20 protein-coding genes are annotated in these 26,436 nt (G+C 62.3%); 13 read left to right on the top strand and 7 right to left on the bottom strand.

Translation table 11 applies throughout. From position 1 onward, the window contains the following. Nucleotides 1–72: 72 nt before the first annotated feature. The 7 genes from ACYZT4_RS04770 to ACYZT4_RS04740 form a co-directional block, all read right to left on the bottom strand. Complete coding sequence (locus ACYZT4_RS04770) at nt 73–1,884, bottom strand: dipeptide ABC transporter ATP-binding protein (RefSeq protein ID WP_461985677.1); 1,812 nt, start codon at nt 1,882–1,884, stop codon at nt 73–75. Continuing rightward, nucleotides 1,881–2,726: an ABC transporter permease gene (locus ACYZT4_RS04765; RefSeq protein WP_461985675.1), complete on the bottom strand. Its 846-nt coding sequence runs from the start codon at nt 2,724–2,726 to the stop codon at nt 1,881–1,883. Before ACYZT4_RS04765 ends, ACYZT4_RS04770 begins: the two co-directional genes overlap by 4 nt. Before the next feature lie 10 nt (nt 2,727–2,736). Continuing rightward, a complete protein-coding gene (locus ACYZT4_RS04760) occupies nt 2,737–3,798 on the bottom strand; it encodes an ABC transporter permease (RefSeq protein WP_461985673.1) in 1,062 nt (353 codons plus the stop codon). Then, nucleotides 3,791–5,359: an ABC transporter substrate-binding protein gene (locus tag ACYZT4_RS04755; RefSeq protein WP_461985671.1), complete on the bottom strand. Its 1,569-nt coding sequence runs from the start codon at nt 5,357–5,359 to the stop codon at nt 3,791–3,793. The genes ACYZT4_RS04760 and ACYZT4_RS04755 overlap by 8 nt, the downstream gene beginning before the upstream one ends. A 10-nt stretch (nt 5,360–5,369) precedes the next feature. Beyond that, nucleotides 5,370–6,569 carry an LLM class flavin-dependent oxidoreductase gene (locus ACYZT4_RS04750; RefSeq protein WP_461985669.1) on the bottom strand — a complete coding sequence of 400 codons (1,200 nt, stop codon included), beginning with the start codon at nt 6,567–6,569 and terminating at the stop codon, nt 5,370–5,372. A gap of 182 nt (nt 6,570–6,751) precedes the next feature. Continuing rightward, nucleotides 6,752–7,498, bottom strand: a complete 747-nt coding sequence (locus ACYZT4_RS04745; RefSeq protein WP_461985667.1) for a class II aldolase/adducin family protein — start codon at nt 7,496–7,498, stop codon at nt 6,752–6,754. A 15-nt stretch (nt 7,499–7,513) separates the two neighbouring features. Continuing rightward, on the bottom strand, nt 7,514–8,569 hold the full coding sequence (locus ACYZT4_RS04740) for an ABC transporter substrate-binding protein (protein WP_461985665.1): 1,056 nt from the start codon (nt 8,567–8,569) through the stop codon (nt 7,514–7,516). Nucleotides 8,570–8,999: 430 nt separating this feature from the next. Here ACYZT4_RS04740 and ACYZT4_RS04735 point away from each other — a divergent pair, with 430 nt between their 5' ends. The 13 genes from ACYZT4_RS04735 (at nt 9,000) to ACYZT4_RS04675 (ending at nt 26,411) form a co-directional block, all read left to right on the top strand. Further along, nucleotides 9,000–10,268, top strand: a complete 1,269-nt coding sequence (locus ACYZT4_RS04735; RefSeq protein WP_461985663.1) for an acyl-CoA dehydrogenase family protein — start codon at nt 9,000–9,002, stop codon at nt 10,266–10,268. 163 nt (nt 10,269–10,431) lie between these two features. Continuing rightward, complete coding sequence (locus ACYZT4_RS04730) at nt 10,432–12,213, top strand: ABC transporter ATP-binding protein (RefSeq protein ID WP_461985661.1); 1,782 nt, start codon at nt 10,432–10,434, stop codon at nt 12,211–12,213. Beyond that, entirely contained in the window at nt 12,206–14,074 is a 1,869-nt protein-coding gene (locus ACYZT4_RS04725; RefSeq protein WP_461985659.1) for an ABC transporter ATP-binding protein, read from the top strand. Before ACYZT4_RS04730 ends, ACYZT4_RS04725 begins: the two co-directional genes overlap by 8 nt. 307 nt (nt 14,075–14,381) lie before the next feature. Then, entirely contained in the window at nt 14,382–15,542 is a 1,161-nt protein-coding gene (locus tag ACYZT4_RS04720) for an LLM class flavin-dependent oxidoreductase (protein ID WP_461985657.1), read from the top strand. A gap of 20 nt (nt 15,543–15,562) precedes the next feature. Continuing rightward, complete coding sequence (locus ACYZT4_RS04715; RefSeq protein WP_461985656.1) at nt 15,563–16,615, top strand: ABC transporter substrate-binding protein; 1,053 nt, start codon at nt 15,563–15,565, stop codon at nt 16,613–16,615. A gap of 36 nt (nt 16,616–16,651) precedes the next feature. After that, the gene (locus ACYZT4_RS04710) at nt 16,652–17,710 is read left to right on the top strand and encodes an ABC transporter substrate-binding protein (RefSeq protein WP_461985655.1); all 1,059 of its coding nucleotides are present in this window, start codon (nt 16,652–16,654) and stop codon (nt 17,708–17,710) included. A 332-nt stretch (nt 17,711–18,042) separates the two neighbouring features. Beyond that, nucleotides 18,043–20,313, top strand: a complete 2,271-nt coding sequence (locus tag ACYZT4_RS04705; protein ID WP_461985653.1) for a TonB-dependent receptor — start codon at nt 18,043–18,045, stop codon at nt 20,311–20,313. A gap of 135 nt (nt 20,314–20,448) precedes the next feature. Then, nucleotides 20,449–22,911 (top strand): TonB-dependent receptor plug domain-containing protein, encoded by a 2,463-nt coding sequence (locus ACYZT4_RS04700; RefSeq protein ID WP_461985651.1) that lies wholly within the window; start codon nt 20,449–20,451, stop codon nt 22,909–22,911. 227 nt (nt 22,912–23,138) lie between these two features. Then, nucleotides 23,139–23,900 (top strand): ABC transporter permease, encoded by a 762-nt coding sequence (locus tag ACYZT4_RS04695; RefSeq protein ID WP_461985649.1) that lies wholly within the window; start codon nt 23,139–23,141, stop codon nt 23,898–23,900. A 9-nt stretch (nt 23,901–23,909) separates the two neighbouring features. Next, complete coding sequence (locus ACYZT4_RS04690; protein ID WP_461985648.1) at nt 23,910–24,671, top strand: ABC transporter permease; 762 nt, start codon at nt 23,910–23,912, stop codon at nt 24,669–24,671. Between the two features lie 13 nt (nt 24,672–24,684). Then, nucleotides 24,685–25,479, top strand: coding sequence for an ABC transporter ATP-binding protein (locus ACYZT4_RS04685; RefSeq protein ID WP_461985646.1), 795 nt, complete (start codon nt 24,685–24,687; stop codon nt 25,477–25,479). A 126-nt stretch (nt 25,480–25,605) separates the two neighbouring features. Continuing rightward, entirely contained in the window at nt 25,606–25,767 is a 162-nt protein-coding gene (locus ACYZT4_RS04680; protein ID WP_461985644.1) for a hypothetical protein, read from the top strand. Nucleotides 25,768–25,820: 53 nt separating this feature from the next. Further along, a complete protein-coding gene (locus ACYZT4_RS04675) occupies nt 25,821–26,411 on the top strand; it encodes a helix-turn-helix domain-containing protein (RefSeq protein WP_461988543.1) in 591 nt (196 codons plus the stop codon). Nucleotides 26,412–26,436: the final 25 nt, after the last annotated feature.

The following is a 26,436-nucleotide window of genomic DNA, read 5'->3' as shown; positions in this document are numbered from 1 at the left end:
CGTACGGCTTGCCGAGTCGTCGCACCGCGGCGATGGCGATTTCACGGCCGCCATCGCCAGCAAGCCGGACTCCTACGGATGTGTGCCCAACGTCGGCGAGTTCTCCAGCAGCGTGCGGGTATACGCCGCCTGCGGTTGGTCCAGAACCTGGTCCACCAGACCCTGTTCCACCACCCGGCCCACCTTCAGCACCAACACCCGGTCGGCAATCGCGCGGACCACGCCAAGGTCGTGGGTGACGAATAACAGCGTCAGCCCCTCCACCTGCAATTGACGCAACAACGCCAGGATCGACGCCTGCACCGAGACGTCCAGCGCCGAGGTGATTTCGTCGCAGATCAGCAGTTTCGGCTCACAGACCAATGCCCGGGCAATCGCCACACGCTGACGCTCGCCACCGGACAAACTGTGGGGGTACACATCCGCCACCGACGCCGGCAGCGAAACCCGCTGCAACACCGCCTCCACACGCTGGCGGGCTGCGGCGCCCTTGATGCCGAAGAAGTGTTCCAGCGGCGCACTCAGGGTCTGGTAAACCGTCTGCCGCGGGTTCAGCGCCCGGTAAGGGTTCTGGAAAATGTACTGAATCTGATGCCGTTGCCGACCGTCACGCTTGCGCGCCGACAGGCTCAACGCGGCGCCCGCATAAAGCAATTCGCCTTCGGCATTGTCCCCCAGCCCGGCAATCGCACGGGCGAGACTGGTCTTGCCGGAACCGGATTCGCCCACCAGTGCCAGGCATTCGCCAGCGGCCACGTGCAGGGAAACGTCGAACAACACCTGGCGGTCGTAGGCCACGTTGAGGTCCTTGATCTCCAGCAAAGGCGCCCGTTCCACTGGCGCGTCGACCGGCAACTCCGGCGCCTGGGCACACAACTGCAACGCCTGAAGATACGGATCAGCGCACGCCACACGCTGCGCTGAAGACAAATCCCGCAAGGCAGGTTCGGCCAGGGAACACGCCGCACCCCTGCGCGAGCAGCGAGGCGCAAAGGCACAGCCCTGCGGTCGCTGCCCCGGCGCCGGGGCCTGCCCGGCAATCGCCTGCAAATCCCGGCGTTGCGCGACATCCGGAATCGCTGCGAGCAAACCCCGGGTGTACGGGTGCGCCGGTCGATTGAACAGCGCCTCGCGGCTCGCGATTTCGACCAGTCGCCCGGCGTACATCACCATCACCCGGTCCACCAGGTCCTTGATCACCGCAAGGTCATGGGACACGTACACCGCCGCGACGCCGAGGCTTTTACACAATCGGCGCAAGGTCGCGAGGATGTGCGCCTGGGTGGTGACGTCGAGCGCCGTAGTCGGCTCATCGAGGACAATCAATTGCGGCCGCAGTACAAACGCCAGCGCCAGCATTACCCGTTGCTGCTGCCCGCCCGAAAGCTGATGGGGAAAACGTCGCAGAAACGCCGAATCGTCCGGCAGGCCGACATCACGCAAGGTATCGACGATGCGCTGCTGCTGCGCAGCACGATCCAGATCGACTTGATGCGCCTCCAGGGTTTCGCGCAACAGACTGCCAATGCGCAGCGCCGGATTCAGCGCCGTCGCCGGGTCCTGAGCAACGTAGCCGATCAGGCTGCCTCGAGCCCGGCGCAGCGCTTCGCCCTTCAGCGTCAGCAACGACTGCCCCGCTACGTCGACATGGCCACCGACAATCCGCGCGCCGCGCCTTGCATGGGCGAGCAACGCCGTAGCAAGGGTGGTCTTGCCGGAGCCGGACTCGCCGACCAAGCCGAGAATCTCGCCCGCCTCCACACTGAAAGACACTCCGGACAGCACATCGATCTGCCCCGCCAACTCGACGCGCAAATCCAGAACCTGCAACACCCCGGCCGTTGTTACCGGGTGACGGGATTCGATCCCGGCCAGTGCATTCATGGCAGTTTTTCTCCGATCCGTGAGCTGCGGCGACCGATGCCTTCGGCGAGGATATTGGTGCCATAGGCGAAAATGCCGATGAGGATCGCGGGCGCCAGCACGGCCCAAGGTTGCACCAACAGACCGGCCTGGTTTTCATTGATCATCAACCCCCAATCGGCGGTCGGTGGCGCCACGCCGTAGCCGAGAAAACTCAGGCCCGAGAGCATGCCCACGCCCCAGGTCAGCAGGTTGCCGAAGTGCACCAGCAGCGGCGTGACGATGTTCGGCAGAATTTCCTTGAACAAAATCCTGCGCCGCGAATATCCCATCATCTGCGCAGCCTCGACGAACTCCTGCCCCGCCACGGTCACCGCGCTGCCCCGCGCCAGGCGAATCACGCCGGGAGTGAAGGCGATGGCCACGGTCAACACGATCAACCACGGCGCACGGCCAAGCATCGAGACGATCAACAGCACCAGAATCAAATCGGGAAAGGCCAGCGACACGTCCGCGAGCCAGGTGATCAGTTGATCCAGTCGCCGCCGGGAAAACCCCGCGAGCAAACCCAGCGTACTGCCCGTCAACAGCGCAATCGACGCCGCTGCAACGGACATCCACAACACCGACAGCCCACCGCTGAGCAACCGCGACACTACGTCGTGCCCAAGAAAGTCATAGCCCAGCAACGCTGCGCCAACCGGCGCGCCGTACACCGAACCCAGCATTTCCGTCGGGTTGTGAGGCGCCAGCCAGGGGCCGAACAATGCCAGGGCGACCACCAGCGCCGTGATCAGCGCGCCCTTGCGTATTTGCGGTTCTGCCAGCCACAGGCGCCAGCGCGAACGTCGGAAGTCAATCATGCATTACCTCTCAAGGCGCCTTGGACGGGGAACGCCGCCACCAGGGCTGAATGCCCCGGCGGTTGCGCTGGATCATGGTCACCCGGCGCGCGGTGCGCAGCTTCGGGGTGAGCAGTACGGTCAGCAGGTCGGCGAACAGGTTGATCAGCACCACGCCCAGGGTGATCACCAGCACGATGGCCTGGATCATCGGCAAATCGCGCATCTGAATCGCCGAGTTCAGCGAGGTGCCGATTCCCGGGTAACTGAAAATCACCTCGGCCAAAAGCGCACCGCCGATCAGCGTGCGCAGGGTCAGCGCCACGCCCTGAATCGCCGGAATCAGTGCGTTGGGCAGCGTGTGGCGCCAGACGATGCGCCATTCGGGAATCCCGCGCAGCCGCGCGGCCACCACGTAATCGGATTCCAGCGCTTCGATCATCGAGGCCCGCACCATGCGCGTCAGGTACGGCAAGGCCGACAGACTCAAGGCCAGTACAGGCAGCACCAGAAACGCCAATTGACGCAGCAGCGATTTGTCCGGATCGAGGATCGACACCGCCGGCAGGAAGTCCATGTGCGGCATGGAAAACAGCAACACCAGGCCGATGGCCAACAGGAAACCGGGTGTGGCTTTGAGAAAGATCAGCAGCGACAGGCTCCAGCGGTCGAGCCGGCCGTCGCGCCGTAGCGCCAGGGAAACGCCGAGCAATAACGCCGCCGGCACCACCAGCGCAATCACGCCGGCCAGCAGCGCCAACGTATAGCCAAAACGGCCGAACAGTAAGCTGCCGACCGCTGCGTTGGAGTCGAGCGACACCCCGAGATCACCGCTCAGTGCTTGCCCGAGCCAGCGCAGGTATTGCTCGAGAATCGGCCGGTCCAAACCCAATTGGCGCTGCAGGGTGAGAATGCTTTCCAGCGGTGCCTCGGGGCCAAGAATGACCCTGGCCGGGTCCGATGGCAGCGCCTGAGTGGCGATAAACACCACCAGGCTGATGACCCACGCCGTCAGCAAGCCATAACCCAACCGCCCGACAAACCACGACAGCCAGGCCGGCGTGCGGGGTTCCTTGCAAAAAGCCTCAGGCATGGTTCACCCACATTTCATCGAAGCGCCATGAGGCAAACGTGGTCTGCTCCGGTTGCAGTCCTCCCACGCGCACCGATGCCGCGTCCAGCACATCGTTGAAGCCCCAGATCAGCAGGCCACCGCGCTCGTGTTGAATGCTTTGCGCTTCGTGCACCAGCACTTTGCGCTGCTCAAGGTCGGGTTGCGCCAGCGCCTGGCGGTACAACGCACTGAAACGTTCGTCGTGGAAATTACTGCGGTTGTAGATCGCCTGCGGCGCGTCGTTGTGCAGCGCCGAGGCGAGGAATCCGCGAGCCGGCGTCGAGCTCGGTGACAGCAGCCAGTTTTCCCGTTGCGGCCCATTGAATACGGAGCCATCGACCTGAGTGACTTTGATCTCGACCCCGGCCTTTTTCGCCTGCTGCGCAAACACCAGTGCCGCATTGACCGCCGGCCCGGGCGTGGTGGTCAGCTCCACTCGCAGATCAGTCTGACCGGCCTGACGCAGCAGCGAACGCGCCTGTTCCAGATCGTAGGGGCGCTGGGCGATGCTGTGGTTGTACGTCGGGTCATGGGGCGAATACAGGTCGTTGGCGATGCGCCCGAATCCATTGAGCCCGCGATCCACCAACTCGCGCCGATCGGCCAGCAGGCGGAACGCCTGGCGCACCCGTTGATCCTGGAACGGTTCCTTGGCCAGGTTCAGGTTGAAGCCGGTAAACGACGTGCTCGGTGAGGCGTACAACTTGAGCCGTGAATCGGCCTTGAGCAATGCACTGTGTTCAGCCTGCACGCCACTGGCGACGTCGATCTGCCCGGCGCGCAACGCGGCGGCGCGGGACACCTGATCCTTGAATTCGATGATCTCCAGTTCATCGGCATACGGCTGGCCGGGTTTGTAGTAGTTCTCGAAGCGTTCATAGAGCGAGCGCTGGCCGGGAATAAAACTCTTTAGCTTGTACGGCCCGGCGCCAACCGGGTTGCTGATCGGGTCGTAATCGGTAGGGACGATGCCGCCGAAGCTGATCAGGGTTTCATCCAGCGGGTAAAAACTCTGGCCTTCCTTGAAGCGGATTTCGAGGGTGCGCGCGTCGAGCTTGCGCAGCGCGTTGCGGTCGATGGCACCCACCAGACCGGCAAACGGCGAAGCGAGTTTCGGGTCGGTCAGGCGCAGGATCGAGAACAGCATGTCATCGGCGCCGATGCTTTTGCCGTGATGGAATTCCAGGCCCGGTTTGATGCGGATGGTCCAGGCGCTGGCATCGGCATTAGGCTCGGCGAACTCGGCCAGGGCCAGGCGTGTGCTGACGTCGGTGTTCCATTCCCAGAACTTGCTGTAAAGCGCCCAGCCGCGAATGATCCCGCCGCCTACCGGCTTGTGCGCGTCGAGGTTGCCCGACTGATCGCCATCGATGATGCCGACCCGCAAGCGGCCACCGTGCACTGGCGTGCTGGACAACGCAGCGCCGGCATTGACCGCTGCGCCACTGTCGCAACCGCTGAGCAGGCTGCTGCCGAGCAACAGGCCACCGCCAACGGCCAGGCCATTGCCGAGAAATCGGCGTCGGGAAAATTCGTTCATCGGTGTCTCCTCAGACCGGTTCGGCCGCTGCCGTACGTTGCGATGCCGGGGTGCTGACACCCAGTCGCGGCACGTCGAAGCCGTGATCCAGGTCGAGCAGCGGGAACAACAGATCCGCCACCCGGTGCGCTTCATCGATCAGCGGGAAACCGGACAGGATGAAGGCCGACGTGCCTTGGGCTTCGTACTCACGAATGCGCTCGGCGACCTGCTCGGCGCTGCCCACCAGATAGGTGCCAGCCGCCGGGCCAAGGATGTTGAAACCGAAGAGGCTCGGGCCGAGCCAGACGTTCGGGTAGATCTCCAGATCCCGCGCCTTGGGCAAGCGGCCGGCGCGAAGGGTCTCGACGTTGCGCTGGATTTGCGGGTCGTCGCTGTGGAAGTTTTCCAGGGTTTCGCCGGGGGGCAATTGACGTTCGATGGCGTTCCGAGCGGTTTGCAGCGAAGTGCGTTGCAGGAGCTTTTCGGCGTGGGCCCAGGCTTCTTCCTCGGTTTCACGCACGATGATTTGCAGGCGCGTACCGAAGGTCAGTTCGCGGCCGATTTTCGCCGCTTCCGCCGCGACTTTACGGAACTTCTCGCCGAGTTTCGGCGGCGTGTTGGCGAAACTCAGGTAGACGTCAAGCAACTGCACCGAATGCGCCACACCCGGTCCCGACGTGCCAGCGCCCCACAACGGAATGCCGGGCTTGTGCTTCGGTGGATGCCAACCGCCCAACGGGTGACTGGCAGCACCCGGCGAACGGGGGGCGAGCTTGACGTATTGGCCGTCGAAACCTGAGGTCTCGCCAGCGTAGAAACTCTGGAACGCGCGCCAGTATTCGAGGCTGAAGTCATAGCGCTCGTCGTGGGGATAATGCACGCCGAGGGTGGCGAGGCCGGCGTCATTGCCGTTGACTACGTTGAACAGCAACCGGCCGTTGGAGAATTGATCGAAGGTCAACGCCCACTTGGCCAACACCGCTGGCGACAGTTCGCCGGGGTGCTGCGCTACGAGAAATTTCAGGCGTTTGGTGGCATCGATCAGGGCCGCCGCGACGGCCAGGCTTTCGTTGGGGCTGGAACCCAGCAGCGAGCCGTAATAACCGAGTCGGTCGCTGGCCACCGCGAGTTGTTTCAAATGCTCGAAATCGGTGGTCCAGCGGCCCTCGGGCTCCCACGGGTAAGGCCCGTCGGGGGTGGTGAGGTACCAGAGAATTTTTACCGCCATGGGTGTGTTCCTTGAAGTGTGTGCCGACTTTTTTTCAGCCGAATCCGATCCCTTTGGGAGCCAGCAGGCTGGCGTGGTGTGTCAGCTAAACAAATGGCGACTGAAACTCCATCGCCAGCAGGCTGGCTCCGACAGGGTTTTGAGATTGTTCAGGGTCATCGGTGTACGCCAGTGGCCGCCAATTAACTGCGGCGATCGATCGCCGGCACCAGGCCCAATTCGGTGGCTTTGTCGTACAGGCCGCTCATTTTCCATTGCTGGGTCAGTACGCCAGGGCCATAGGCGCGGGAACCGCCGAGGGCGTCGGCGAGCAGTTGCAGTTGCGCGCCCTCCTCCAGCAACAGGATGAATTCGGCGGTGGCGCGCAGGCCTTGTTTTCCCCAGACGGTGGACCCGCCGTTGGCTTCCAGAATCGCCAGGTTGAACGGGTTTTCGGCGATCTTGTCGAGGATGAAATCGACTTCCTGCTGACGGCGGTCGATGTACACCGGCAACTCGCGGGCCAGCTGATATCGCTGCACCGGCACGTAATGGAACGGCAGTGTGCGATGGGTTTGCGCCCACGCGCCGAGGTACGGCGAGTGCACGTGGGACACAGTGGTGACATCGGCATGTTGCTGGAACAGTTTGGTGTAGCGCCCCAACCCGCCCTTGCCTTTGCCATAGATCACGTTGCCGTCGAAGTCGGTGACCGTGGCTTGCAGCGGTTTACGGTAATTCCACGGGCCACCGTAGTTCACCGACACCAGCAGTTCCTGGCCCGGCACGCGCTCGATGAACCCGACGGTACCGGCGGCGGTGATGGTGTTCGTTTCACGAAACACGGTGAAGGCTTCTTCAGCCTCGATCAGCACCTTGTCGATGAAGTCCTTCAGTTCTTCGCTGATCAGTTGCTCGTTCACGAGCTTTTCATTAACAAGAATGGTCATGGCAGTTCTCCAGATTCAGGCGCGGCGCTTGGCCAGCAGTTCATGGGCGGCTTGCAACGGGCGCGGGTCGACCCAGTCGGCGATGGAAAAATCGCGCTCCAGGAAGCCGTGCAGGTAAAGGAAATCTTTCTGGATATCGAGGAACTCCAGACGCTGCCCGGACAGGTCCGGGGCCAGCGTGGTGTGGAATTCACCGCGATAGGCCTCGGCGACACCGGCACTGCCGGCGCGGGTTTCTTCTTCAAGAATCGCGTTCAGCGCGTCGCGGTTGTTGGCGGCCCAATCGGCGGCGGCGAGGGTTTGCGCGAGGAAGCGCACCACCAGGTCGAAATGGTTGTCGAGCAGGCTCTGGTGCACGGTGATCGGCCGCGGCGTGCCGTTGTTGATGCGATAGCGCGGTTCGGCGATCAGGTCGAGGTCGATGCCCACCACCAGCCCGAGACGTCGCGCCGCATCGGCGGCGGAAGCGCCTTTGACATACACCGCGTCGACTTCACCGCGCACCAGGTAATCGAGGCCCGACCACAGGCGTTGCAAACCTTCCTGCGGATTGGCTGCCTGCTCCTGATTCTGCAGGGCGACTTCCACCAGCTCGACGTCATCAAAATCCAGCCCCGCCAGACTCAACGCGCCTTTATAGCCATGCAGGCTCATGGCGCGAGCGATGCTGCCAGGACGGTTTTCGCCCCACGCCGGTAGCGCCAGGCGTTTGCCCTTGAGGTCTTCCGGGCGACGAATGCCGGAGTCCGGACGAACCAGAATGGTCTGCCATTCTTCGATCCAGGTCAGGCCGATCAAGCGACTCGGCGCACCGGCCGACCGTGCGGCCAAAGCAGGCACGTTGCCGCCTTCGCGAAACAGGCCCGGCAACTCATGATCGTAGTGGTGATGGCCGAGTTGACGGGCCTCCTGCAAGGTCGAGACCGGCAAGCCATCGGCGGCGAATTCCTCGCTGAGCCAGCCGAGTTTGTAAGCGATGCCGGAAGCGGTTGGCACCGGGCAACGGGTGAACCAGATCTGCTCCAGCTCAGCCGGAGCAGCGGGTCGGGATTGTTGGGCAGCAAGCGTCATGGACAGCTCCGTTGGGTGGGCAAGTGACTATTGCCAGAGTCATTGCAGCGCCCGTGCCAAAAACTGAAAGTCCCGTTTTGCGGGGCTTTGCGCCTGACTTTCAACCCTAAACCGCTGCCGATTGTTGACCGGCCAGCAGCATTGCGCGGCGACTGCTGCTGGTCGAGCAGTCGACCGCGAGTCACTGCTTCCCCAGCAACACCCTCAGCTTAAACCCCGCGCCGGCCGGGGGTTCCAGCCCTTGGCGCAGAACTTGCTCAAGGCCTGACAACATTCAGGAAACACCGCCCCCCTGTAGGAGCCGGCTTGCCGGCGATTGGCCCTCAAGCCTTGCGTCGACCCCGCCGACGCCATCGCCGGCAAGCCGGCTCCTACAAGGATCTGTGCAAGTTTCATGGACATCATCAGATCAATGATCAGAGGAACGGCAATGAGCAAGGTCGAACAGAATCCCGATGGGCAACTGGTACAGGAACCGGCACCGATCCGCCTGCTGGACAGCGAAGCGCAAGCCATCGCCGTGGCGAAAGAAATCGCCGTGGTGATCGCCGAGATCGCCGCCGACGCCAGCCAGAACGGTCAGCTGCCACGGCGTCAGGCGCAGCTGTTGTCCGAGAGCGGCTTGACTGCGATTGGCGTGCCCAAGGCGTTTGGGGGGCTCGGTGTCTCGGTGGAAACCATCGTTGAGACCGTGCGCATCATTTCCGTCGCCGACGGTGGCGTCGGTCAGTTGCTGCAAATCCACAACGTCATGCTGCGGGGAATTTTCACCGGCTACACGGACGACATCCGCGACCGGTTGGTCCGCGATGTCCTGGCCGGCAAGCGCTTCGGCAATGCGCTGGCGGAAGTCGGCGGCAAGAACAAATTCGCGCTCAAGACCCGTGTCGAGCGCCGCGCCGACGGCAAATTGATCCTCAATGGCAGCAAGTTCTACTCCACCGGTTCCTACCTCGCCGAATGGATTTCACTGACCGCCGCCAGCGATGACGGCGGTGCCGGAGTACTGCTCAACCGCAACACGGCGGGCCTGACGCTGGTGGATGACTGGGAAGCCTTCGGCCAGAAAAACTCGGTCAGCGGCACGGTGATTTTTGAAAACATCGAACTCGACGAAGGCTTCGTCTCCCGGCGAAAGGGGCCGATGAAACGCACAGGCCTGACCTTCCCTCAGATTCTTCACGCGGCGATCGACACCGGCATTGCCGAGGGCGCGCTGTCCGCCGCGGTGAACTACCTCAATCACAACGCCCGACCTTGGGTGGAAAGCGGCGTCGATCACGCCAATCAGGAACCCCACATCATCAAGCAGATCGGCGAATACGCCGTGGCCCTGCGCGGCGCGCAATCGCTGCTGCGCGACGCGGCGCGGGTGTTTGACCAACACGAACTGGACCCGGACAACAAAGAACTGCAGGACGAGCTGATTTTGTCGGTCGCCACCGCTCGCGCGCATTCCGATGCGGCGTCGCTGAAAATCTCCAGCGACATCTTCTCCCTGCTCGGCGCCAGTTCCTCGCTGACCAAATGGAACCTCGACCGCTTCTGGCGCAACGCCCGGGTCCATACCACCCACGACCCGATCCGCTGGCGTCTGCACCACGTCGGCAATTACTACCTCAACGGCATTGATCCGGGCGAATACACCGCGATCCTCAACGCCAAGGAAAAACAGGGCGCGACCACAGACAACCGCTAATTTTCGCGACACCCTCTCCCTTATAGGAGCGAGCCTGCTCGCGATGGCCTCAAGGACGCCGCGTTCCAATGGAAAGCGCGCGTTATCGTTAACGTCCATCGCGAGCAGGCTCGCTCCTACAGGGAAGCGGCGGTGCACTGCCTTTTCTTCACAGAGCTTTTCCATGATCGAAAAACACCCTCTCTTGCGCAGCCTGGCGATTTACCGGGAAATGCCCTGGCGCTTCACCCTGGTGGCAGCGTTGTACATCGCGGTAAACCTCGGGCTGGTCTGGCAGCAATGGCTGATCGGCCACGCGGTCAATGACGTCAGTGCCGGCCGTGCGGTGGTGCGCCAGGCCGATGGCAGCCTTGACGCCGGCCTCGGCTGGTACTGGTTGTGGCTGATGCTCGCCGTGGCCTTCGGTCGCGGCGCGTTGCAGTACGCCGCCAGCGTCTTGTCACTGGTGCTCAGCCAGGAGCTGTTGACGCGCCTGCGCGAACGCATCCTGCAACAGGTGCAAAACCTGCACCTGGGTTATCACTGGCAACACGGCATGGGGGAAATGATCACCCGCACCACCCGCGATGCCGACAAGGTCCGCGATGCCCTGATCAGTTTCTGGCGTCAGGTGGTGGAAACCCCGCTGGTGGTGTTGGCGACGGTCGGACTGCTGAGTTGGTACAACCCGTTCCTCGGGCTGGTGCCGCTGCTGCTGACGGTGTTCGGCCTGTGGATTTTCGTGCGCCAGACCGAGCGTCTGGTCGGCCTCGATCGCGCGGTCGGCGCAGCGTATGACCGGGTCAATCAGGACCTCAGCGAAGGCATCGGCGGTGTGCGGGTGATCAAGTCGTTCAGCCTGGAGCACAGCCGCATCCAGCGTTTTGCCGGGCAAGTGGCAGTGTTTGCCGAGCACGCCCGCCAGGCCTTGGCCTATTCCAGTTCGCGAATTCCATTGCCCCAAGCCGTCGTCGCCTTGGGTCACGTATGGATTCTGGTCTACGGCGCGCACCTGGTGGCCACGGCGCAACTGGGCATCGGTGAACTGGTGACGTCGCTGCTGATCGCCACCACCCTGGTGTTCCGCATCGAAGGCATTGGCCGGGTGATGCAAACCTTCGCCGATGCCCGTTCCAGCGCCGAACGCATCTGGCAACTGCTGGACGAGCCCGCGGCGATTCGCAGCGGCAACGCCAGCCTGCCCGACACACCGCTGGGGCTGAAACTGGAGCACGTCAATGTCAGCGCCCCCGGGGGCGGCCTGGACATTCTCCGTGACTGTTCACTGACCTTGCAGGCGGGTGAAATCGTCGCGCTGGTAGGCGCCACCGGCACCGGCAAAAGCCTGTTGGCCAGCCTGTTGCCACGCTTGAGTGACGCCAGTGCCGGTCGCGTGCTGATCGGTTCCGACAGTGCCGGTTGGCAAGACATCCGCGATTTGCATCTGGACGAACTGCGGCGCCGGGTTCACGTGGTGCCACAGGAAAGCTTCCTGTTTTCCGACACCCTCGCCGCCAATCTGCGCCTGACCAACCCGAACGCCAGCGACCAGCAATTGCGCAATGGTCTGCGCCTGGCAGCTGCCGAGGATGTGCTGGAACGCCTGCCGCAGGGCTTGGCCACGCCGTTGGGGGATCGCGGCGTGACGTTGTCTGGTGGACAGCGCCAACGCCTGAGCCTGGCTCGCGCCCTGCTCGGCGCGCCGGACATTCTGTGCCTGGACGATGCCACCAGTGCGCTGGACGCGATCAGCGAACGCCAGGTGCTGAATAACATTCGCCAACTGCGCCGCGACCAGGGCCGGGCCACGACACTGCTGGTGATCTCCGGCAAGCTCTCGACCATCCTTCTGGCGGACCGCGTGCTGATGCTCCAGGACGGCAAAATCATCGCCAACGGCACACACGCTGAACTGCTGCACACCCATCCGGACTACCGCGACCTGCTAGGGATCGACCATGGCTAACCCAATCGCCGGCAAGGCCCTGAGCGATATCGAAATTGAAGAAATGCTCGCGAAAAAGGCCCTCGACCGCAGCGTGTTCAGCCGGCTGCTGCCACTGCTGAAACCGATTCGCCGGCACATTTTCGGGGTCATCGGCATCGAAGTACTGCTGGTGTTCACCGTATTTCTGCGCCCGTGGTTTGTCCGTGAACTGCTTGATCGCGGGCTGATTCAGCAGAACGATCACTGGCTGATCGATGAGCGCCTGGTGCTCTGGCTCGGTCTCGGACTGGCAGCCAGTTGGCTCGGGCGTTTCCTGCTCGCCGGGATTTCGCAATTCGTCGCCGGCAGCGCGGCGATCCGCGTGCTCAACGACTTGCGCGTGCGCGTATTCGCCCATGTACAGAGCCTGAGCGTCAGCTACTTCGACCGGACCAAGGCCGGTCGGATCATTTCCCGTGCCGACCGCGATGTCGATGCGCTTGAACCGCTGTTGATTCAAGGCCCGCCCGAGCTGTTGGGCGCGTTGCTGCGCTGCGCACTGGCCTCGGTAATGCTCTGGAAGATCGACCCGCGATTCTTCCTCAGCCTCGCGGCCACGGTGCCGCTGCTGGTGCTGGCGACCTGGAGCTTCAAACGTATTTCCCAGCGCAACTGGGCCAAGGTCGCCGAGAACCGCAGCCGCTTCACCGCACATCTGGTGGAAAGCGTCAGTGGCGCCCGCATGTTGCAGCAATGCGCCCAACAAGCGCCGAACCTGCGGCGTTATCGCGGTCTGCTGGTTGACTTCAATCAAGCGCTGATCCGGGGCAGCCTGCGCTCCAGCTGGTTTGCGCCGTTCACCGCGCTGCTGAGCTCGGCCGGCATGGCGGTGCTGTTACTGGTCGGCGCTTATGGACTAGCGCAGGCCGACGTCACCGTGGGCCAGGTCGCCGAGAGTCTGTTCTACGTGTTCCTGTTCCTCGGACCATTGCAGGAACTGTCGGACCTGTTCGAGCGCTATGCCACCGGTTCGGCCTCGGCGCAGCGGATCTTTCTGTTGCTCGACACGCGCCCGGAGATCAACGACAGCGTCACTCCTCGCCAACTGGGCAAGGCCCGGGGCGAGGTGAGCTTCGAGCGGGTGCGTTTTGCCTACGATGCCGATAGCGCTTCGCCGGTGATCAACGATCTGGACCTGCACATTCCGGCCGGTGAAGTGCTGGCGATCGTCGGGCCTTCGGGCCACGGCAAGAGCACGCTGGTGCAGTTGCTCACGCGCTTTTACGAGGTGCAATCGGGGGCGGTGAAACTCGACGGCGTCGACATCCGCCACCTCACCCAGCATGAACTGCGGCGCAACGTCGGCGTGGTCCTGCAAGACAACGTGTTGTTCAGCGGCAGCATCCTCGACAACCTGCGCCTCGCCGCGCCACTGGCTGACGATGCGCGCCTGATTGCCGCCGCCCGCGAGCTGGGCGCGGACGAAGTGCTGGAGCGCCTGCCGCATCAATACCACACCGAAGTCGGGCCGCTGGGCGGGCACTTGAGCCATGGCCAGCGACAACTGGTGTGCCTGGTGCGCGCCTACCTCGCCGATCCGGCGGTGCTGGTGCTGGACGAAGCCACCTCGGCGGTCGACGTCCACACCGAGCGGCGCATTCAGCGCGCGTTTCGCCGACTCTGCGAGGGTCGCACCGCGATCATCATTGCCCACCGCCTGGCGACCATTCGCGATGCGGATCGCATTGCGGTGATTCGTCACGGTCGGCTGGTCGAACAAGGGCCGCACAACCTGTTGATCGATCAGGGTGGCGCATATGCGGCGCTGTACCAGACCTATTTGCGCAGTGCCGAAGCGGGTGCGTCGATAGACGATATCGTCGCCACCGCCCCGGCATAATCAAGACCGCCATCGCTGGCAAGCCGGCTCCTGCGGGTTATCGGCGACCGTGTAGGAGCCGGCTTGCCAGCGATGGCGATTCCCGGATCGCCATGAAAACCACCTGCTGCACCCCGAGCAACCACTGCTGACGGACTGCTGCTGCAGAAGCAACTTGTACCCTCCGATGCGCCCCTCCCTCAAACAAACACCCGCCCCCATTGGCCGAAACCCACCCCGCCGGCCATGGCATGTCCGTTGCAACCACCCCTGACAAAGCGTCCGCGCACCTGCGCGACGCAACGCCTACCTGGATCAGGAGCATCCCATGAGCACTGAATTTTTCTGGCGACTGCCGCTGGGCACCGATGGTCCGCAACTGACCACCGACAAACACAACCGTGGCGCCTCAGACTACCGCCCGGGCAACATCGCACCGGGGCGTTTGCCCAATGGTGAACCGGATGATTTCACCTACATCGACTACATCGCTCAGGTTGCGAAAGCCGCCGAACTGGCGGGTTTCGAAGGCGCGCTCCTGCCCACTGGACCGGAGCCGTGGATCGTCGCCGCCGCCCTGGCCCGGGAAACCCGGCGGATAAAATTCCTCATCGCTTTCCAGGCCACCTGGACCCTGCCGGCCTACGCCGCACAACAAGCGGCGATCCTGCAAAACCTCAGTCGCGGGCGACTGGAGTGGAACATCATCACCGGCGGCAACCCGGCCAGTCAGCGCGCCAACGGTGACTTTCTCGACCACGACAAGCGCTACAAGCGCACCGGCGAATTCCTCGACATCATTCAGGGCCTTTGGCAAAACGAACGTTTCTCCTACGATGGCGACATCTACCAACTGGAGAACGGCGCCCTGCCCCACGGTCTGCACAACGAGCGCAAACCCGGCGTTTACTTCTCTGGATTCTCCGATGCGGCACTGGATGTCGCCGCCAAACACGCCGACGTTTACCTGAACTGGGCCGAGCCGATCGACAAGCTTAAGCCGCACATCGAGCGCGTGCGCGAACTGGCGGACAAACAGGGACGCAGCGTGCGTTTCGGCTTGCGCGTCGACCTGTTCGCCCGGGAAACCGAAGAGCAGGCATGGAAGGATCTGCGTCGCCAGTTCGACAAGCTCGACGGCAAGACCAGCGCGGTCGCCAAAGGCTTTACCAGCGGTTCCGATTCAGTCGGTGGCGCACGCCAAACGGCGTATCACCAGAACGTCGATCGCTTTGACGACTTGATCATCGGCCCGAACCTGTGGGCCGGTTTCGCCAAGGCGAAGCCGGGGCCGACCGTTGGCCTGGTGGGCAGTCATCAGAACATCGCCGAGCGCCTGTCCGAATACCGTGACGCCGGTTTCTCGACGTTTATCCTCGCCGGCAACCCGCACCTGGAAGAAGCGCTGCGCATCGGCCAGGAAGTGCTGCCGCTGGTGCACCAACACCCTGTGGCGCAACCACAACCCAATTTGAAGGCCAGCGCCTGAGCGCGGCGGGAGAATCATTGATGACGCAACCCCTCGACACTCTCTGGTACACGCGCTGCCCGGTACCGACCGGGCTGGGCATCGCCGTGCAAAAAGGCTGGCTGCAAGACACCGTCGGTGCCCTCGGCACTGAAGTGCAATCGTTGCGCGAGTCCACCGACAAAGCCGTGCGTGAATCGCATTTCGATCACACCTTGCGCAACTCGGTGCGCCACGGTGGCAACATCCCGGCGATCTGGGCCCGTGCTCAAGGTCGGGAAACCCGGGTCATCGGCCTGTCCTGGGCGGATGAAGTGCAACTGATCCTGACCCGCGCCGACAGCGGCATCAAAACCGTCAAGGACCTCAAGGACCGGCGTTTTGGCCTGCCGGACTGGGCCGGCGCGCAGATCGACTTCACCCGCGCCCAAGCCCTGCGCGGCCTGGAAAACGCCCTGAAACTGGAGGGCCTGCAAGTCGGCGATGTGCAGCTGGTCAACTTCCGTTATGACGGCACGTTCAGCGATCCGCAGGTGCAGACCGTGAACGGCACGCCGATCAGTGCGCAACGGGTCGAGGGCCGTAACCTGGAACTGGTCGGCCTGCTACGTGGCGAGGTCGATGCGATTTTTCTCAAGGGTGCCAGTGCCGCGCGCCAGGCCCATGAGTTTGGCCTGCACACCGTGATCGACACCGGCTCGCACCCGGAACCGCTGATTCGCAGCAACAACGGCACCCCGCGCACGCTGGCCGTGGACCTGAACCTGCTGGACCAGCATTTCGAGGTCGCCACCGGCATTCTTGATTCGGTCCTGCGCGCCGAACAATGGGCCCACACCCATCCGGAAGAAACCCGTCGCTACCTGGCCCGGGAAACCAACAGCAGTGAGTACTGGGTCAGCGCCGCCTATGGCGATGACGCGCACCTGCGCCTGCGCACCGAACTCGACGAGCAAGCCATTGCCGCGTTGCAGGATTTCACCCACTTCCTGCATCGCTGGCGCTTCATCCCGAACAGCTTCGATGTGCGCGACTGGATTGATCCACGGCCGCTGCAAGCGTTGCTCGAAACTCCCACCGCACTGGCAGGCTAACCCGCCAGGTTTCATGGATTCGAACTGAAGACCCTTATGAGCAAACCACTCGATACGCTTTGGTACACCCACAGCCCGGTGCCCACCGGGTTAGGCATCGCCGTGCAGTCCGGGCGTCTGGCGGAAGCCTTTTTGCCGTTCGGCACCAATATCCAGTCGTTGCGCGAGTCCAGTGAACGGGAAGTTCGCGAAGCCCACTACGACCACCACCTGAAAAACTCGGTCCGCCATGGCGGCAACATCCCGGCGATCTGGGCCTTCGCCAGCGGGGTGCAAACCCGCGTGTTGGGGTTGTCCTGGAGCGATGAGGTGCAACTGATTCTGACCACCGCGGAAAGCGGAGTGAAGACTATCCGCGATCTGAAAAACCGCCGTTTCGGCGTCCCGAAATGGGCCAACGTGCAAATCGACTTCACCCGCGCCCAAGCGCTGCGCGGACTGGAAAATGCGCTTAAGCTCGAAGGCCTGGAAGTGTCCGACGTCGAGCTGGTGGACTATCCCTACGGCGGCACCTACAGCGACGAGCAGAAGCAGCATGTCTACGGTTCGGAAGTCAGCCTGGGTGTGACGCGCTTGAGCAAACGCAACAACGAACTGATCGGATTGCTGCGCGGCGACATCGACGCAATCTTCCTCAAAGGCGCGCACGCGGTGCACCTGGCCAACGAATTCGGCTTGCATGTGGTGGTCGACACCGGCTCGCATCCGGACCCGTTGATTCGTTCGAACAACGGCACACCCCGCACGCTGACCGTCGACACTCATCTGCTGCATGAGCATTTCGACGCCAGCGTGAAAATTGTCGACACCGTGTTGCGCACCGAGCAATGGGCCTGGGCCAACCCGGACGAAACCCGGCGTTTTCTCGCCCGTGAACTGAACACCAGCGAGTACTGGGTGGCCGCCGCTTATGGTGAGGATGCGCATCGGCGTTTGCGCACGACCCTGGATGCGCGGTCGATTGCGGCGTTGCAGGATTTCACCGATTTCCTGCATCGCTGGGACTTCATTCCACGGCGATTCGATGTGCGCGAGTGGATCGATTTCAGTGTGTTGGAAAAGGTCATTGGGTCGACGTCGCGATTAGCGGTTTGAGGTTATTTTTCGTTGGTGAGAACGCCATCGCCGGCAAGTCGGCGATGGCGTCTGAAAGGCCACCGCACTGCTGACCTGGCAACACCCTCCCGACCCACTCCTGCTTCCCCAGCAACACCCACCAAGCAACTTCCTGCTGAATTCATGGCAGGCTCTTCACACCAGGCTGGACCCCACTAATCCCTCTATTCAAAAGTGCCTTTTAACCCGGCCCTACATATTATTTATTTTTATATTTTTCATAGACTTATCAAAACTAACAAACGCTAAAAAACACTTGGCACGATCTCTGCTCTACCCCTTTTAGTGACACATTAATGGGGGAGACAAAAATGCATAAACTTAATCCAATCACCAAGAGTATCTGGCTAACTTTACTGCTCGCCGGAGGCGCCACCAGCCAGACATTGCTGGCGGCAGAAACCACGGAAGCCGACAGCAACAAGACCACTACGGAGCCGTCTCTCAAGACCGTCACCGTCACCGCTCAACACCGGGAGGAAACCCTGCAAGAGGTTCCGGTGGCCGTGTCGGCGGTACAGGGCACCAGCCTGGTGGCCGACGGTGTGCGCAACATCGGCGACATCACCACCTTCGTTCCCAACGTGGCGGCGAAGAACCCCGACGGCGATGGCCGACCGCGTTGGTACATCCGTGGTCTAGGCACCGGTGATACCGGCGCCGCCACGGTGTTTCCGGTGGGTATCTATGCCGATGACGTTTATCTGAATGCGCCGATTGCCGGTGGTGGGCCGTTGTTTGACCTGGAACGCATCGAAATCCTGCGCGGTCCGCAAGGCACGCTGTACGGCAAGAACACCACTGCGGGGGCGGTGAACATCATTTCGAAAAAGCCGACTTTTGATACCGATGGTTTTGGCACGATCGGCTTCGGCAGCAAGAATGAAAGGATTGTCAGCGGCGCCATCGGGGGCGCGCTGGTGGATGAAAAACTCGCGGCACGGGTGGCGCTCTATTCCGAAGAACGCGACGGCTTCCAGAAGAACCTCGTCGACGACAACACCTACGGTGACGTCAACAAGAAAGCCGTGCGCCTGCAGTTTCTTGCCCAGGTCAACGAGAACCTCGACGCGCTGCTGAAAATCCACAGCCGTGAATACAAAGGCGATGGCAGCAACGGCTCGTTGACCGAAGGCCGTTATTACAACGTCGGCTATCAACGACCTCAGGGGCGCGACATTGCGCTGAACGTCAACGAAGACGCCAAGCTCAATCACGACGGCACGTCGCTGACCCTGAACTGGCATCTGGGCGATTACACCCTGACGTCGATCAGCGCCTATGACTACATCCGCGGTCAGTCCACCAGTGACGCCGACTACACGCCTTACGAGGTCAACGGCGCGGCGATTTCCGATAACAAATACAGCCAGTACTCGCAGGAAATCCGCTTGGCATCGCCGCAGCAGGAAACCCTGCGCTGGCTGGCCGGCGCGCATTACTTCCACGAGGACCTCGACAGCTCGGCCCAGCGCATCATCACACCGGGCCCGACGCCCAACGGCACCGGCTCGAACCAGACCGGTGGCGCCACCGATTTTCGTGACCTGTCCTTTGATCACACCACCGACAGCTACGCGTTGTTCGGCAACCTGACCTACGATTTCACCGACGACTTCAGTGTCACCGGTGGCCTGCGCTGGACCCAGGAAAAGAAAGACATCGACCTCGACCTGACCCAACTGACCCGCACCACCGCCAACGGCCCGCTCGTGCGCCTGGGTGGCGTCGGCACCAACGGCAGTCGTGACGAAAACAAAACCTGGGAAGCCTGGACCTACGACCTGACGCCGGAATACCGGATCAACGACAACGTGCGCGTGTTCTTCCGTTATGCCCACGGCTTCCGCTCCGGCGGTTTCAACACCGGCTTGTCGACCAGTCTTGCGCAGCTGACCACGGTCGATCCGGAACAACTCGACGCTTACGAAATCGGCCTCAAGTCCGAGTGGTTCAACCATCGCCTGACCGCCAACGCCAACATCTTCTACTACGACTACTCGGACATTCAGGTGAACCTGCTGACGGTCAACAACGGCGTGCTGACCACCGCGTTGACCAACGGCGCCAAGGGCACGGTCAAAGGTGCCGAGCTGGAGCTCGAAGGCCAGCCGACTGACTACCTGCACCTGCGAGCGGCCGTTTCGTTCCTCGACACCGAGTACACCGACTTCAAAAACACCAACCCCAACACGGGCGTCGTGACCGGTGACTACAGTGGCAACAGCTTCGTGCGCTCGCCGCGCAACGTGGTGTCGCTCGGTGCCGATTACACCTTCCCGCTGGAGATCGGCGGCAAGCTGGTGGCTGGCGGTGACGTGAGTTTCCGCGACAAGGAATACTTCCTCGCCGACCGCCAGAGCAGCGTCGACAAAACGCTGAGCCAGTCTCACTACACCCTGGCCAACTCGCGCCTGACCTGGTTCAGCCCGGATGAAAAACTCAGCGTCACCGGTTTCGTCAACAACCTCACCGACCGTCGCTACCAGGTTCATGGCCGGCCCAACGGCACCCTCGGCCAATACGTCATCACCTACGGCGACCCACGCACCGTCGGCCTCAGCGTGACCAGCCGCTTCTAAACCCGATTCACGCAATCTCTTTGTAGGAGCTGGCTTGCCAGCGATGTGGCCCTCGAGGCGCGCATCGCCTATGCGGCCGCTATCGCCGGCAAGCCGGTTCCTATAGGGTTCGCGACCTTTTCAAGGAATCTGCTCATGTTCCATCGCACTCCGTTGGCCGGCGCTATCGCGCTGGTCATTGGCAGCCTTGCCGTGCCTGTCGTGGCTGCCGACTCCAAACCAACCGCCAGCGCTGATCACCTGGACACCGTCGTGGTGCTCGGCACCCGCCGAAGTGACGTCACGGCCCTGGAAAGCGCGGCGCCGGTGGACGTTCTGACCGGAGAGCAATTGCAGCAGACCGGTGCGAGCGATCTGTCCGGTGCGCTCACCGCCCTGTCGCCGTCCTTCAGCTATCCGCAATCACCCCAGGGCGCTTTCGCCGGTTCGATTGCCCAGGGCGCCTCGTTGCGTGGCCTCGCTTCCGATCAGGTGCTGGTGCTGGTCAATGGAAAACGTCGCCACACCAGTTCCAACGTCACGCGCCAAAGCCTGGTCAATGGCCGGGGCGCGGCGGCGGTTGATCTGAGCCTGATTCCCCTGAGCGCCATTCAGCGCGTCGAGATCCTGCGCGACGGCGCCGCGGCGCAGTACGGCTCCGACGCCATCGCCGGGGTGATCAACATCGTGCTCAAGGAAAAGGACGACGGTGGCAACATCGGCTACCGCTTCGGCGGCTACGACAAGGGCGACGGCATTTCGCGCAAACTCAGCGGCTGGAAAGGCTTCGCCCTGCCCAACGACGGCTTCCTGACCCTGAGTTTCGACGCCGGCAGCCAGGACCCGGCCAGCGACACCAACCCGGACAACCGGATTTTTTACCCCGGTTCCACCAGCATCAACACCCCGCGCGAACAGAACAACCGCTACCGCACCTGGCGCTGGGGCGCGGGCAATGTCTCGGACCAGTACAACTTCCTCGCCAACAGCGAAATCGGCATCAGCGACGGTTTGACCGCTTACGGCTTTGCCACCTACTCGCACAAGAATACCGACGCCGAAGGCTTCTTCGACCCGCCGACGACGCTGCGCAACAACTACAGCAGCACGGCGCTGGCGCGCTTCCCGGACGGACGCCTGCCGATCACGCGCTACGCGCTGGAAGACTACGCACTGACCGGCGGCCTGCGTTACGAAGACGACCTGCTGGGCAAATTCGACTTCGCCGTCAACCACGGCAACAACACCCTGAAGTCCACTGACCGCAATGCGATCAACCCGAGTTGGGGCGCCACCAGCCCGGAAAAAATCTACACCGGCGAACGTGAAGCCGATCAGACCAACGTCACCCTGGACTGGGTCCGGGACTTCCCCACCGACCTGTTGTACAAGCCGCTGACGCTCTCCGCCGGCGTGGCCTGGCGTCAGGAAAATTACGAGCTGAGCGCAGGCGAAGCGGCCGGCTGGCAGAACGGTCCGCTGTTCAACACGGTCGACCCGGTCACCCGCCGACGCATTCCGGGTTATTACTCGGGCATCACCCAGGTTGACGCGGCGTCACTGGAGCGCAACGTCCTGGGCGCGTACATCGATGTCGAAGGGCAGATCACCGAGAAATTCCAGGCTGGCGTCGCGGTGCGTACCGAGCACTATTCGGACTTCGGCGACACCACTAACGGCAAGCTCTCGCTGCGCTATGATTTCACCCCGCAGATCGCCGCGCGGGCCACGGCCAGTACCGGTTATCGCGCGCCATCGCTGGTGCAGAGCGGTTTGTCCTCGTTCAGCGTGCAGGTGGTCGAGCAACCACCGGGCAGTGGCAACTTCGTCGAGGTGCAGCAGCGCACGCTGCGCGCCGACAGCCCGGAAGCGGCGTTACTCGGCGGCAAGTCGCTGAAGCCGGAAGAATCCACCAGCTATTCCCTCGGCCTCGTCTGGCGGCCGCTCGCCAATGCCTCGGTGACGCTGGACACCTACCGGATCAACATTGACAACCGCATCACCCTCTCCGACCAGTTGCCGGCGGCGGTTGTGACGCCGATCTTCGCCGGCACGCCGTACGCGAACATCCAGAGCGCGGCGTTCTACACCAACGTCGCCGACACCCGCACCGACGGGATTGAGCTGGCGGGCAACTATCAGTTGGACCTGCAGCAATGGGGCCGTTTGAACCTGAGCAGCGGCATCAGCCAGAACAACACGAAAATCACCGCGTTGCGCGATGTCGGCAACATCAAGGGTTCGCAGATTGTCGGCCGCAACACCCAAGGCCTGATCGAGGACGGCACGCCGGAAACCAAGCTTGTGCTGAGCGCTAACTGGCTGTACGAGAACTGGGGCGTGACCGTGGCCCAGCGACGTTATGGCGAATGGAAAAACCTCAACGCGACCAACCCCACATTGGACCAGACCTACAGCCCGCAATGGGTCACAGACCTCGATCTGTCGTACACCTTCGACAAGGCGCTGAAGATCTCGGTGGGTGCGATCAACCTGTTCGATACGCACCCGGACAAGGCCGACGGCGCGCAGTTGTACGGCGTGCCGAAGTACTCGATCACCAGCCCTGAAGGTGCGCAGGGTGCGTTCTATTACACCAGCGTCAGTTACGAGTTCTGACGGGGTTGCTGGACAGGTGTTGCTGGGGCAGCAGTCGGTGCTGGTGACGCATCAATGCGTGGTGTTTGTAATGACGTCATCGCTGGCAAGCCAGCTCCCGCAGGAACGGTGCATGACCTGTGGGAGCTGGCTTGCCAGCGATGGCGTCAGTGGCAACAGCACAATCGCGCTGCGCTGGCACAGCTCTTGCGATACCCCTTCGGTACTTCGCCGAATTAAGACCCGCCATGCGCACTCGACGTCTGTTGTATTCCCTGACCTGGCTCATCTCGCCCATCGCCATGCTGTTGCTCTGGGCGGTGGTCGCCGGGGCCGGTATTTTTCCGCGCAACCTGCTGGTCCCGCCCGCCCAGGTGTGGCAGACCTTCGAAGAGCTGTCGGCCAGCGGTGAGTTGCTCGGACACCTACTCAACAGCCTCTCCCGGCTGGGGCTTGGTTTCGGCATCGGCTCGCTGCTGGGGCTGGCCTTCGGCGTGTTGATGGCCCTGTCGAAAAACGTCGAGATCTACTGCTCGCCGCTGTTCCATACCCTGCGCCAGATCCCCAGCATCGCGCTGATCCCGATGTTCGTGCTGCTGTTCGGCATCGATGAAACCTTCAAGATCATCATCGTCGCCAAGACTGCGTTCTTCCCGGTGGCGCTGGCCACCAGCGAAGGGGTCAAGGCCATTCCGCGCAGCTACTTCGAAGTTGCCGAGGTGTATCGCCTGCGCTGGCCGACGTTCGTCCGTGAGATCGCCCTGCCCGCCGCCGCGCCGCCGATCATCACCGGTTTTCGCATCAGCCTGACCCGGGCCTGGGTGGTGCTGGTCGCCACCGAACTGCTCGCCGCCGACAGCGGCCTGGGCCAGATGATCGAAATGGCTCGGCAGATGTTGCGCATCGATGTGGTGATGGTCGGGATCGTGGTCACCGGCGTCATTGGTTTCGCGCTCGACTTCTCTTTTCGCCAACTGGAACAGCGCCTGTTCCGTTGGCAGACCCGCTAGGAGCCGCTAATGATCCGATTACTCGCCAAATCCCGAGGCTTGCTGCTGCCGCTGTTGCTGATCGGCGCCTGGGAATACCTGTCACGCCAGGGCGCCGCCGGGGCGTACGCTTTTGTGCCGTTGTCGGCCATTGGCTCGGCGTTGCTTGAACTGTTGGCCAACGGCGAATTGCTGGTCAATCTGTGGGCGAGCCTGGCGCGCACCAGCACCGGTCTCGTTTTGGGCATTGTCTTTGGCGTGCTGCTGGGGGTGCTGATGGCGCTGTCGGCGGTGGCCAACCGGTTGATCGGGCCGTTGTTTCATTCGATCCGCCAGGTGCCGATGCTCGGCTGGATTCCACTGATCGCCATGTGGTTCGGCAACGGCGAGTTTTCCAAAGTATTGATCGTCAGCCTCGCGGCTTTTTACCCGATGGTGCTCAACACGTATCAGGGTTTCAGCCATGTCGAACAGCGTTATCGCGAGGTCGGCCGGGTGCTGGTGCTCACGCGCTGGCAACGCTTTCGGCATGTGCTGCTACCGGCAGCGTTGCCGAGCATTGCCACCGGTGTACTGCATGCCTTGGCGTTTGCCTGGGTCACGGCGGTGGGCAGTGAATTGTTCCTGTCGTCCGGTGCCGGGCTGGGGAACCTGATGATGAACGCCGAGGCCGGCTCACGCATGGAAGTCATCGTCCTCAGCGTGCTGTGCATTGGCCTCTGCGGCTACCTGATGACTTTCCTTTTCACCCTGCTCAGCCGCCATCTGCTGCGCTGGCGCACTATTCGTTGAAAGGCCGATAACCATGAATGCAATTGCCCAACACGCTGTGCCGCACATCGATTCTTTACACACCGGTGCGCTGAAAATTCGCGGCCTGAGCAAGGCCTACCGCATCGAAGGCCAGCCTTTGCCGGTGTTGCAGCAGATCCATCTCGATGTGCACCCCGGCGAATTCGTCAGCATCGTCGGCGCCAGCGGTTGCGGGAAATCCACGCTGCTGCGCCTGATTGTCGGGCTTGAGGCCGAGTACGAAGGCGATATTCTGCTCGACGGCAAACGGGTGGTCGGTACCAGTCTGGAACGCGGGATCGTGTTTCAGGACCATCGCCTGTTTCCGTGGATGACCCTGAGCCAGAACATTGCCCTGGCGTTGAAAAACCATCCGCTGTCCCAGTCGGAAAAAAACCAACTGGTGGCCGAACACATTGCACTGGTCAATCTCGAAGGATTCGAGAACGCTTACCCGCACCAGCTATCGGGCGGCATGGCACAACGCGCGGCCATCGCCCGGGCGCTGATCAACAAACCGAAGGTGCTGCTGCTCGACGAACCCCTCGGCGCCCTCGACGCCCTGACCCGGGTGCGCCTGCAACACGAGCTGCAACGCATCTGGGTGCAGCAACGCTGCACGGTGATCATGGTCACCCATGACATTGAGGAAGCGCTGTACCTGGGCGACCGGGTGATCGTCATGGACGCGCACCCGGGGCGGATCAAGCACGAAATCATCGTCGACCTGCCCCACCCACGGGACCGGGCGTCGACGGTGTTGCAGGGGTACAAGGAACAGTTGCTGGAGGAATTGGTGGGGCATTGACCTCACGCGGAGGATTTTCAAAAGAACCAAAAAGAATTAATAAATACAAAATCAGTATTTATCGTTATAAAAATTGTCGAGTAGTCTCAACCCATCCCGTCATTCATCACGACAGTGAAGAGCCCTATGAATCCGACTGCCAACATTCTTGATTTCGTCAGCTACCGCAAACGCAAGCAGGCTCAACAACGGGCACGGGCCATGTGGGAAATGTACACGCGCAGTGCTGGTCTGCAGGGCTTTGCCTGGGCCCAGCCGGTGCAGTCGACCGAGACGCGTCAGGCGTGAACACGCGTGAACCCTCGCGCTTTCTGGCGAGCGCCGACGAGCCTGTGCTGGACCTGAACAATCTGGAATCCCTGGAAGAAGACCCGATCTGCGAACGGGTTGCGCAAAACCTGCAGCGCCTGCGCGGTAAACGTCATTTGTCTCTGGACGCGCTGGCGCGGCAATGCGGCGTGAGCCGGGCGATGCTGGCACAGATCGAGTCCGGGCGCAGCGTTCCTTCCATCAAAGTGCTGTGCAAAATCGCCAAAGGTTTGAAGGTGTCGGTGGCCGCGTTTCTCGAGCATCGGGCCTTTGAAGGTGTGGCCGTGTTGTCGGTGAGCCAGAGCAAACGCCTGGTCAGTGCCAGCGGTGCCTTTGTCAGCCGTGCGCTGTTTCCGTTTGATGTGGCGCGCCAGTCGGAATTTTATGAATTGCGTCTGAGTCCGTTGGGCGAAGATGTCTCCGAGGGCCATGGTCCGGGTGTCCAAGAAAACCTGGTGGTGGCGCAAGGCGTGCTGGAGATCAGCGTAAACGATGAACGTTATCTGCTTTCGACCGGCGATTCGATACTGTTCTATGCCGACCAGCCGCACCGCTACCGCAACCCGGCGGACAGTGAAGCGGTGGCGTATCTGGTGGTGACTTATCCGGAACGGCTGGACTGATTGATACCACCGCTACCCCTGTAGG

The sequence above is a fragment of the Pseudomonas sp. GB2N2 genome (assembly GCF_054897705.1).
This window is presented reverse-complemented; position numbering and strand designations above follow the sequence as displayed.

Excerpts from the sequence above, each read along its gene's own strand:
- ACYZT4_RS04755 (WP_461985671.1), bottom strand. The coding sequence starts at position 5,359 with ATGAACGAATTTTCCCGACGCCGATTTCTCGGCAATGGCCTGGCCGTT.
- ACYZT4_RS04710 (WP_461985655.1), top strand. The coding sequence starts at position 16,652 with ATGAGCAAACCACTCGATACGCTTTGGTACACCCACAGCCCGGTGCCC.
- ACYZT4_RS04735 (WP_461985663.1), top strand. The coding sequence starts at position 9,000 with ATGAGCAAGGTCGAACAGAATCCCGATGGGCAACTGGTACAGGAACCG.
- ACYZT4_RS04695 (WP_461985649.1), top strand. The coding sequence starts at position 23,139 with ATGCGCACTCGACGTCTGTTGTATTCCCTGACCTGGCTCATCTCGCCC.
- ACYZT4_RS04725 (WP_461985659.1), top strand. The coding sequence starts at position 12,206 with ATGGCTAACCCAATCGCCGGCAAGGCCCTGAGCGATATCGAAATTGAA.
- ACYZT4_RS04740 (WP_461985665.1), bottom strand. The coding sequence starts at position 8,569 with ATGACGCTTGCTGCCCAACAATCCCGACCCGCTGCTCCGGCTGAGCTG.
- ACYZT4_RS04750 (WP_461985669.1), bottom strand. The coding sequence starts at position 6,569 with ATGGCGGTAAAAATTCTCTGGTACCTCACCACCCCCGACGGGCCTTAC.
- ACYZT4_RS04700 (WP_461985651.1), top strand. The coding sequence starts at position 20,449 with ATGTTCCATCGCACTCCGTTGGCCGGCGCTATCGCGCTGGTCATTGGC.
- ACYZT4_RS04730 (WP_461985661.1), top strand. The coding sequence starts at position 10,432 with ATGATCGAAAAACACCCTCTCTTGCGCAGCCTGGCGATTTACCGGGAA.
- ACYZT4_RS04760 (WP_461985673.1), bottom strand. The coding sequence starts at position 3,798 with ATGCCTGAGGCTTTTTGCAAGGAACCCCGCACGCCGGCCTGGCTGTCG.
- ACYZT4_RS04680 (WP_461985644.1), top strand. The coding sequence starts at position 25,606 with ATGAATCCGACTGCCAACATTCTTGATTTCGTCAGCTACCGCAAACGC.
- ACYZT4_RS04715 (WP_461985656.1), top strand. The coding sequence starts at position 15,563 with ATGACGCAACCCCTCGACACTCTCTGGTACACGCGCTGCCCGGTACCG.
- ACYZT4_RS04720 (WP_461985657.1), top strand. The coding sequence starts at position 14,382 with ATGAGCACTGAATTTTTCTGGCGACTGCCGCTGGGCACCGATGGTCCG.
- ACYZT4_RS04745 (WP_461985667.1), bottom strand. The coding sequence starts at position 7,498 with ATGACCATTCTTGTTAATGAAAAGCTCGTGAACGAGCAACTGATCAGC.
- ACYZT4_RS04690 (WP_461985648.1), top strand. The coding sequence starts at position 23,910 with ATGATCCGATTACTCGCCAAATCCCGAGGCTTGCTGCTGCCGCTGTTG.
- ACYZT4_RS04770 (WP_461985677.1), bottom strand. The coding sequence starts at position 1,884 with ATGAATGCACTGGCCGGGATCGAATCCCGTCACCCGGTAACAACGGCC.
- ACYZT4_RS04765 (WP_461985675.1), bottom strand. The coding sequence starts at position 2,726 with ATGATTGACTTCCGACGTTCGCGCTGGCGCCTGTGGCTGGCAGAACCG.
- ACYZT4_RS04685 (WP_461985646.1), top strand. The coding sequence starts at position 24,685 with ATGAATGCAATTGCCCAACACGCTGTGCCGCACATCGATTCTTTACAC.
- ACYZT4_RS04705 (WP_461985653.1), top strand. The coding sequence starts at position 18,043 with ATGCATAAACTTAATCCAATCACCAAGAGTATCTGGCTAACTTTACTG.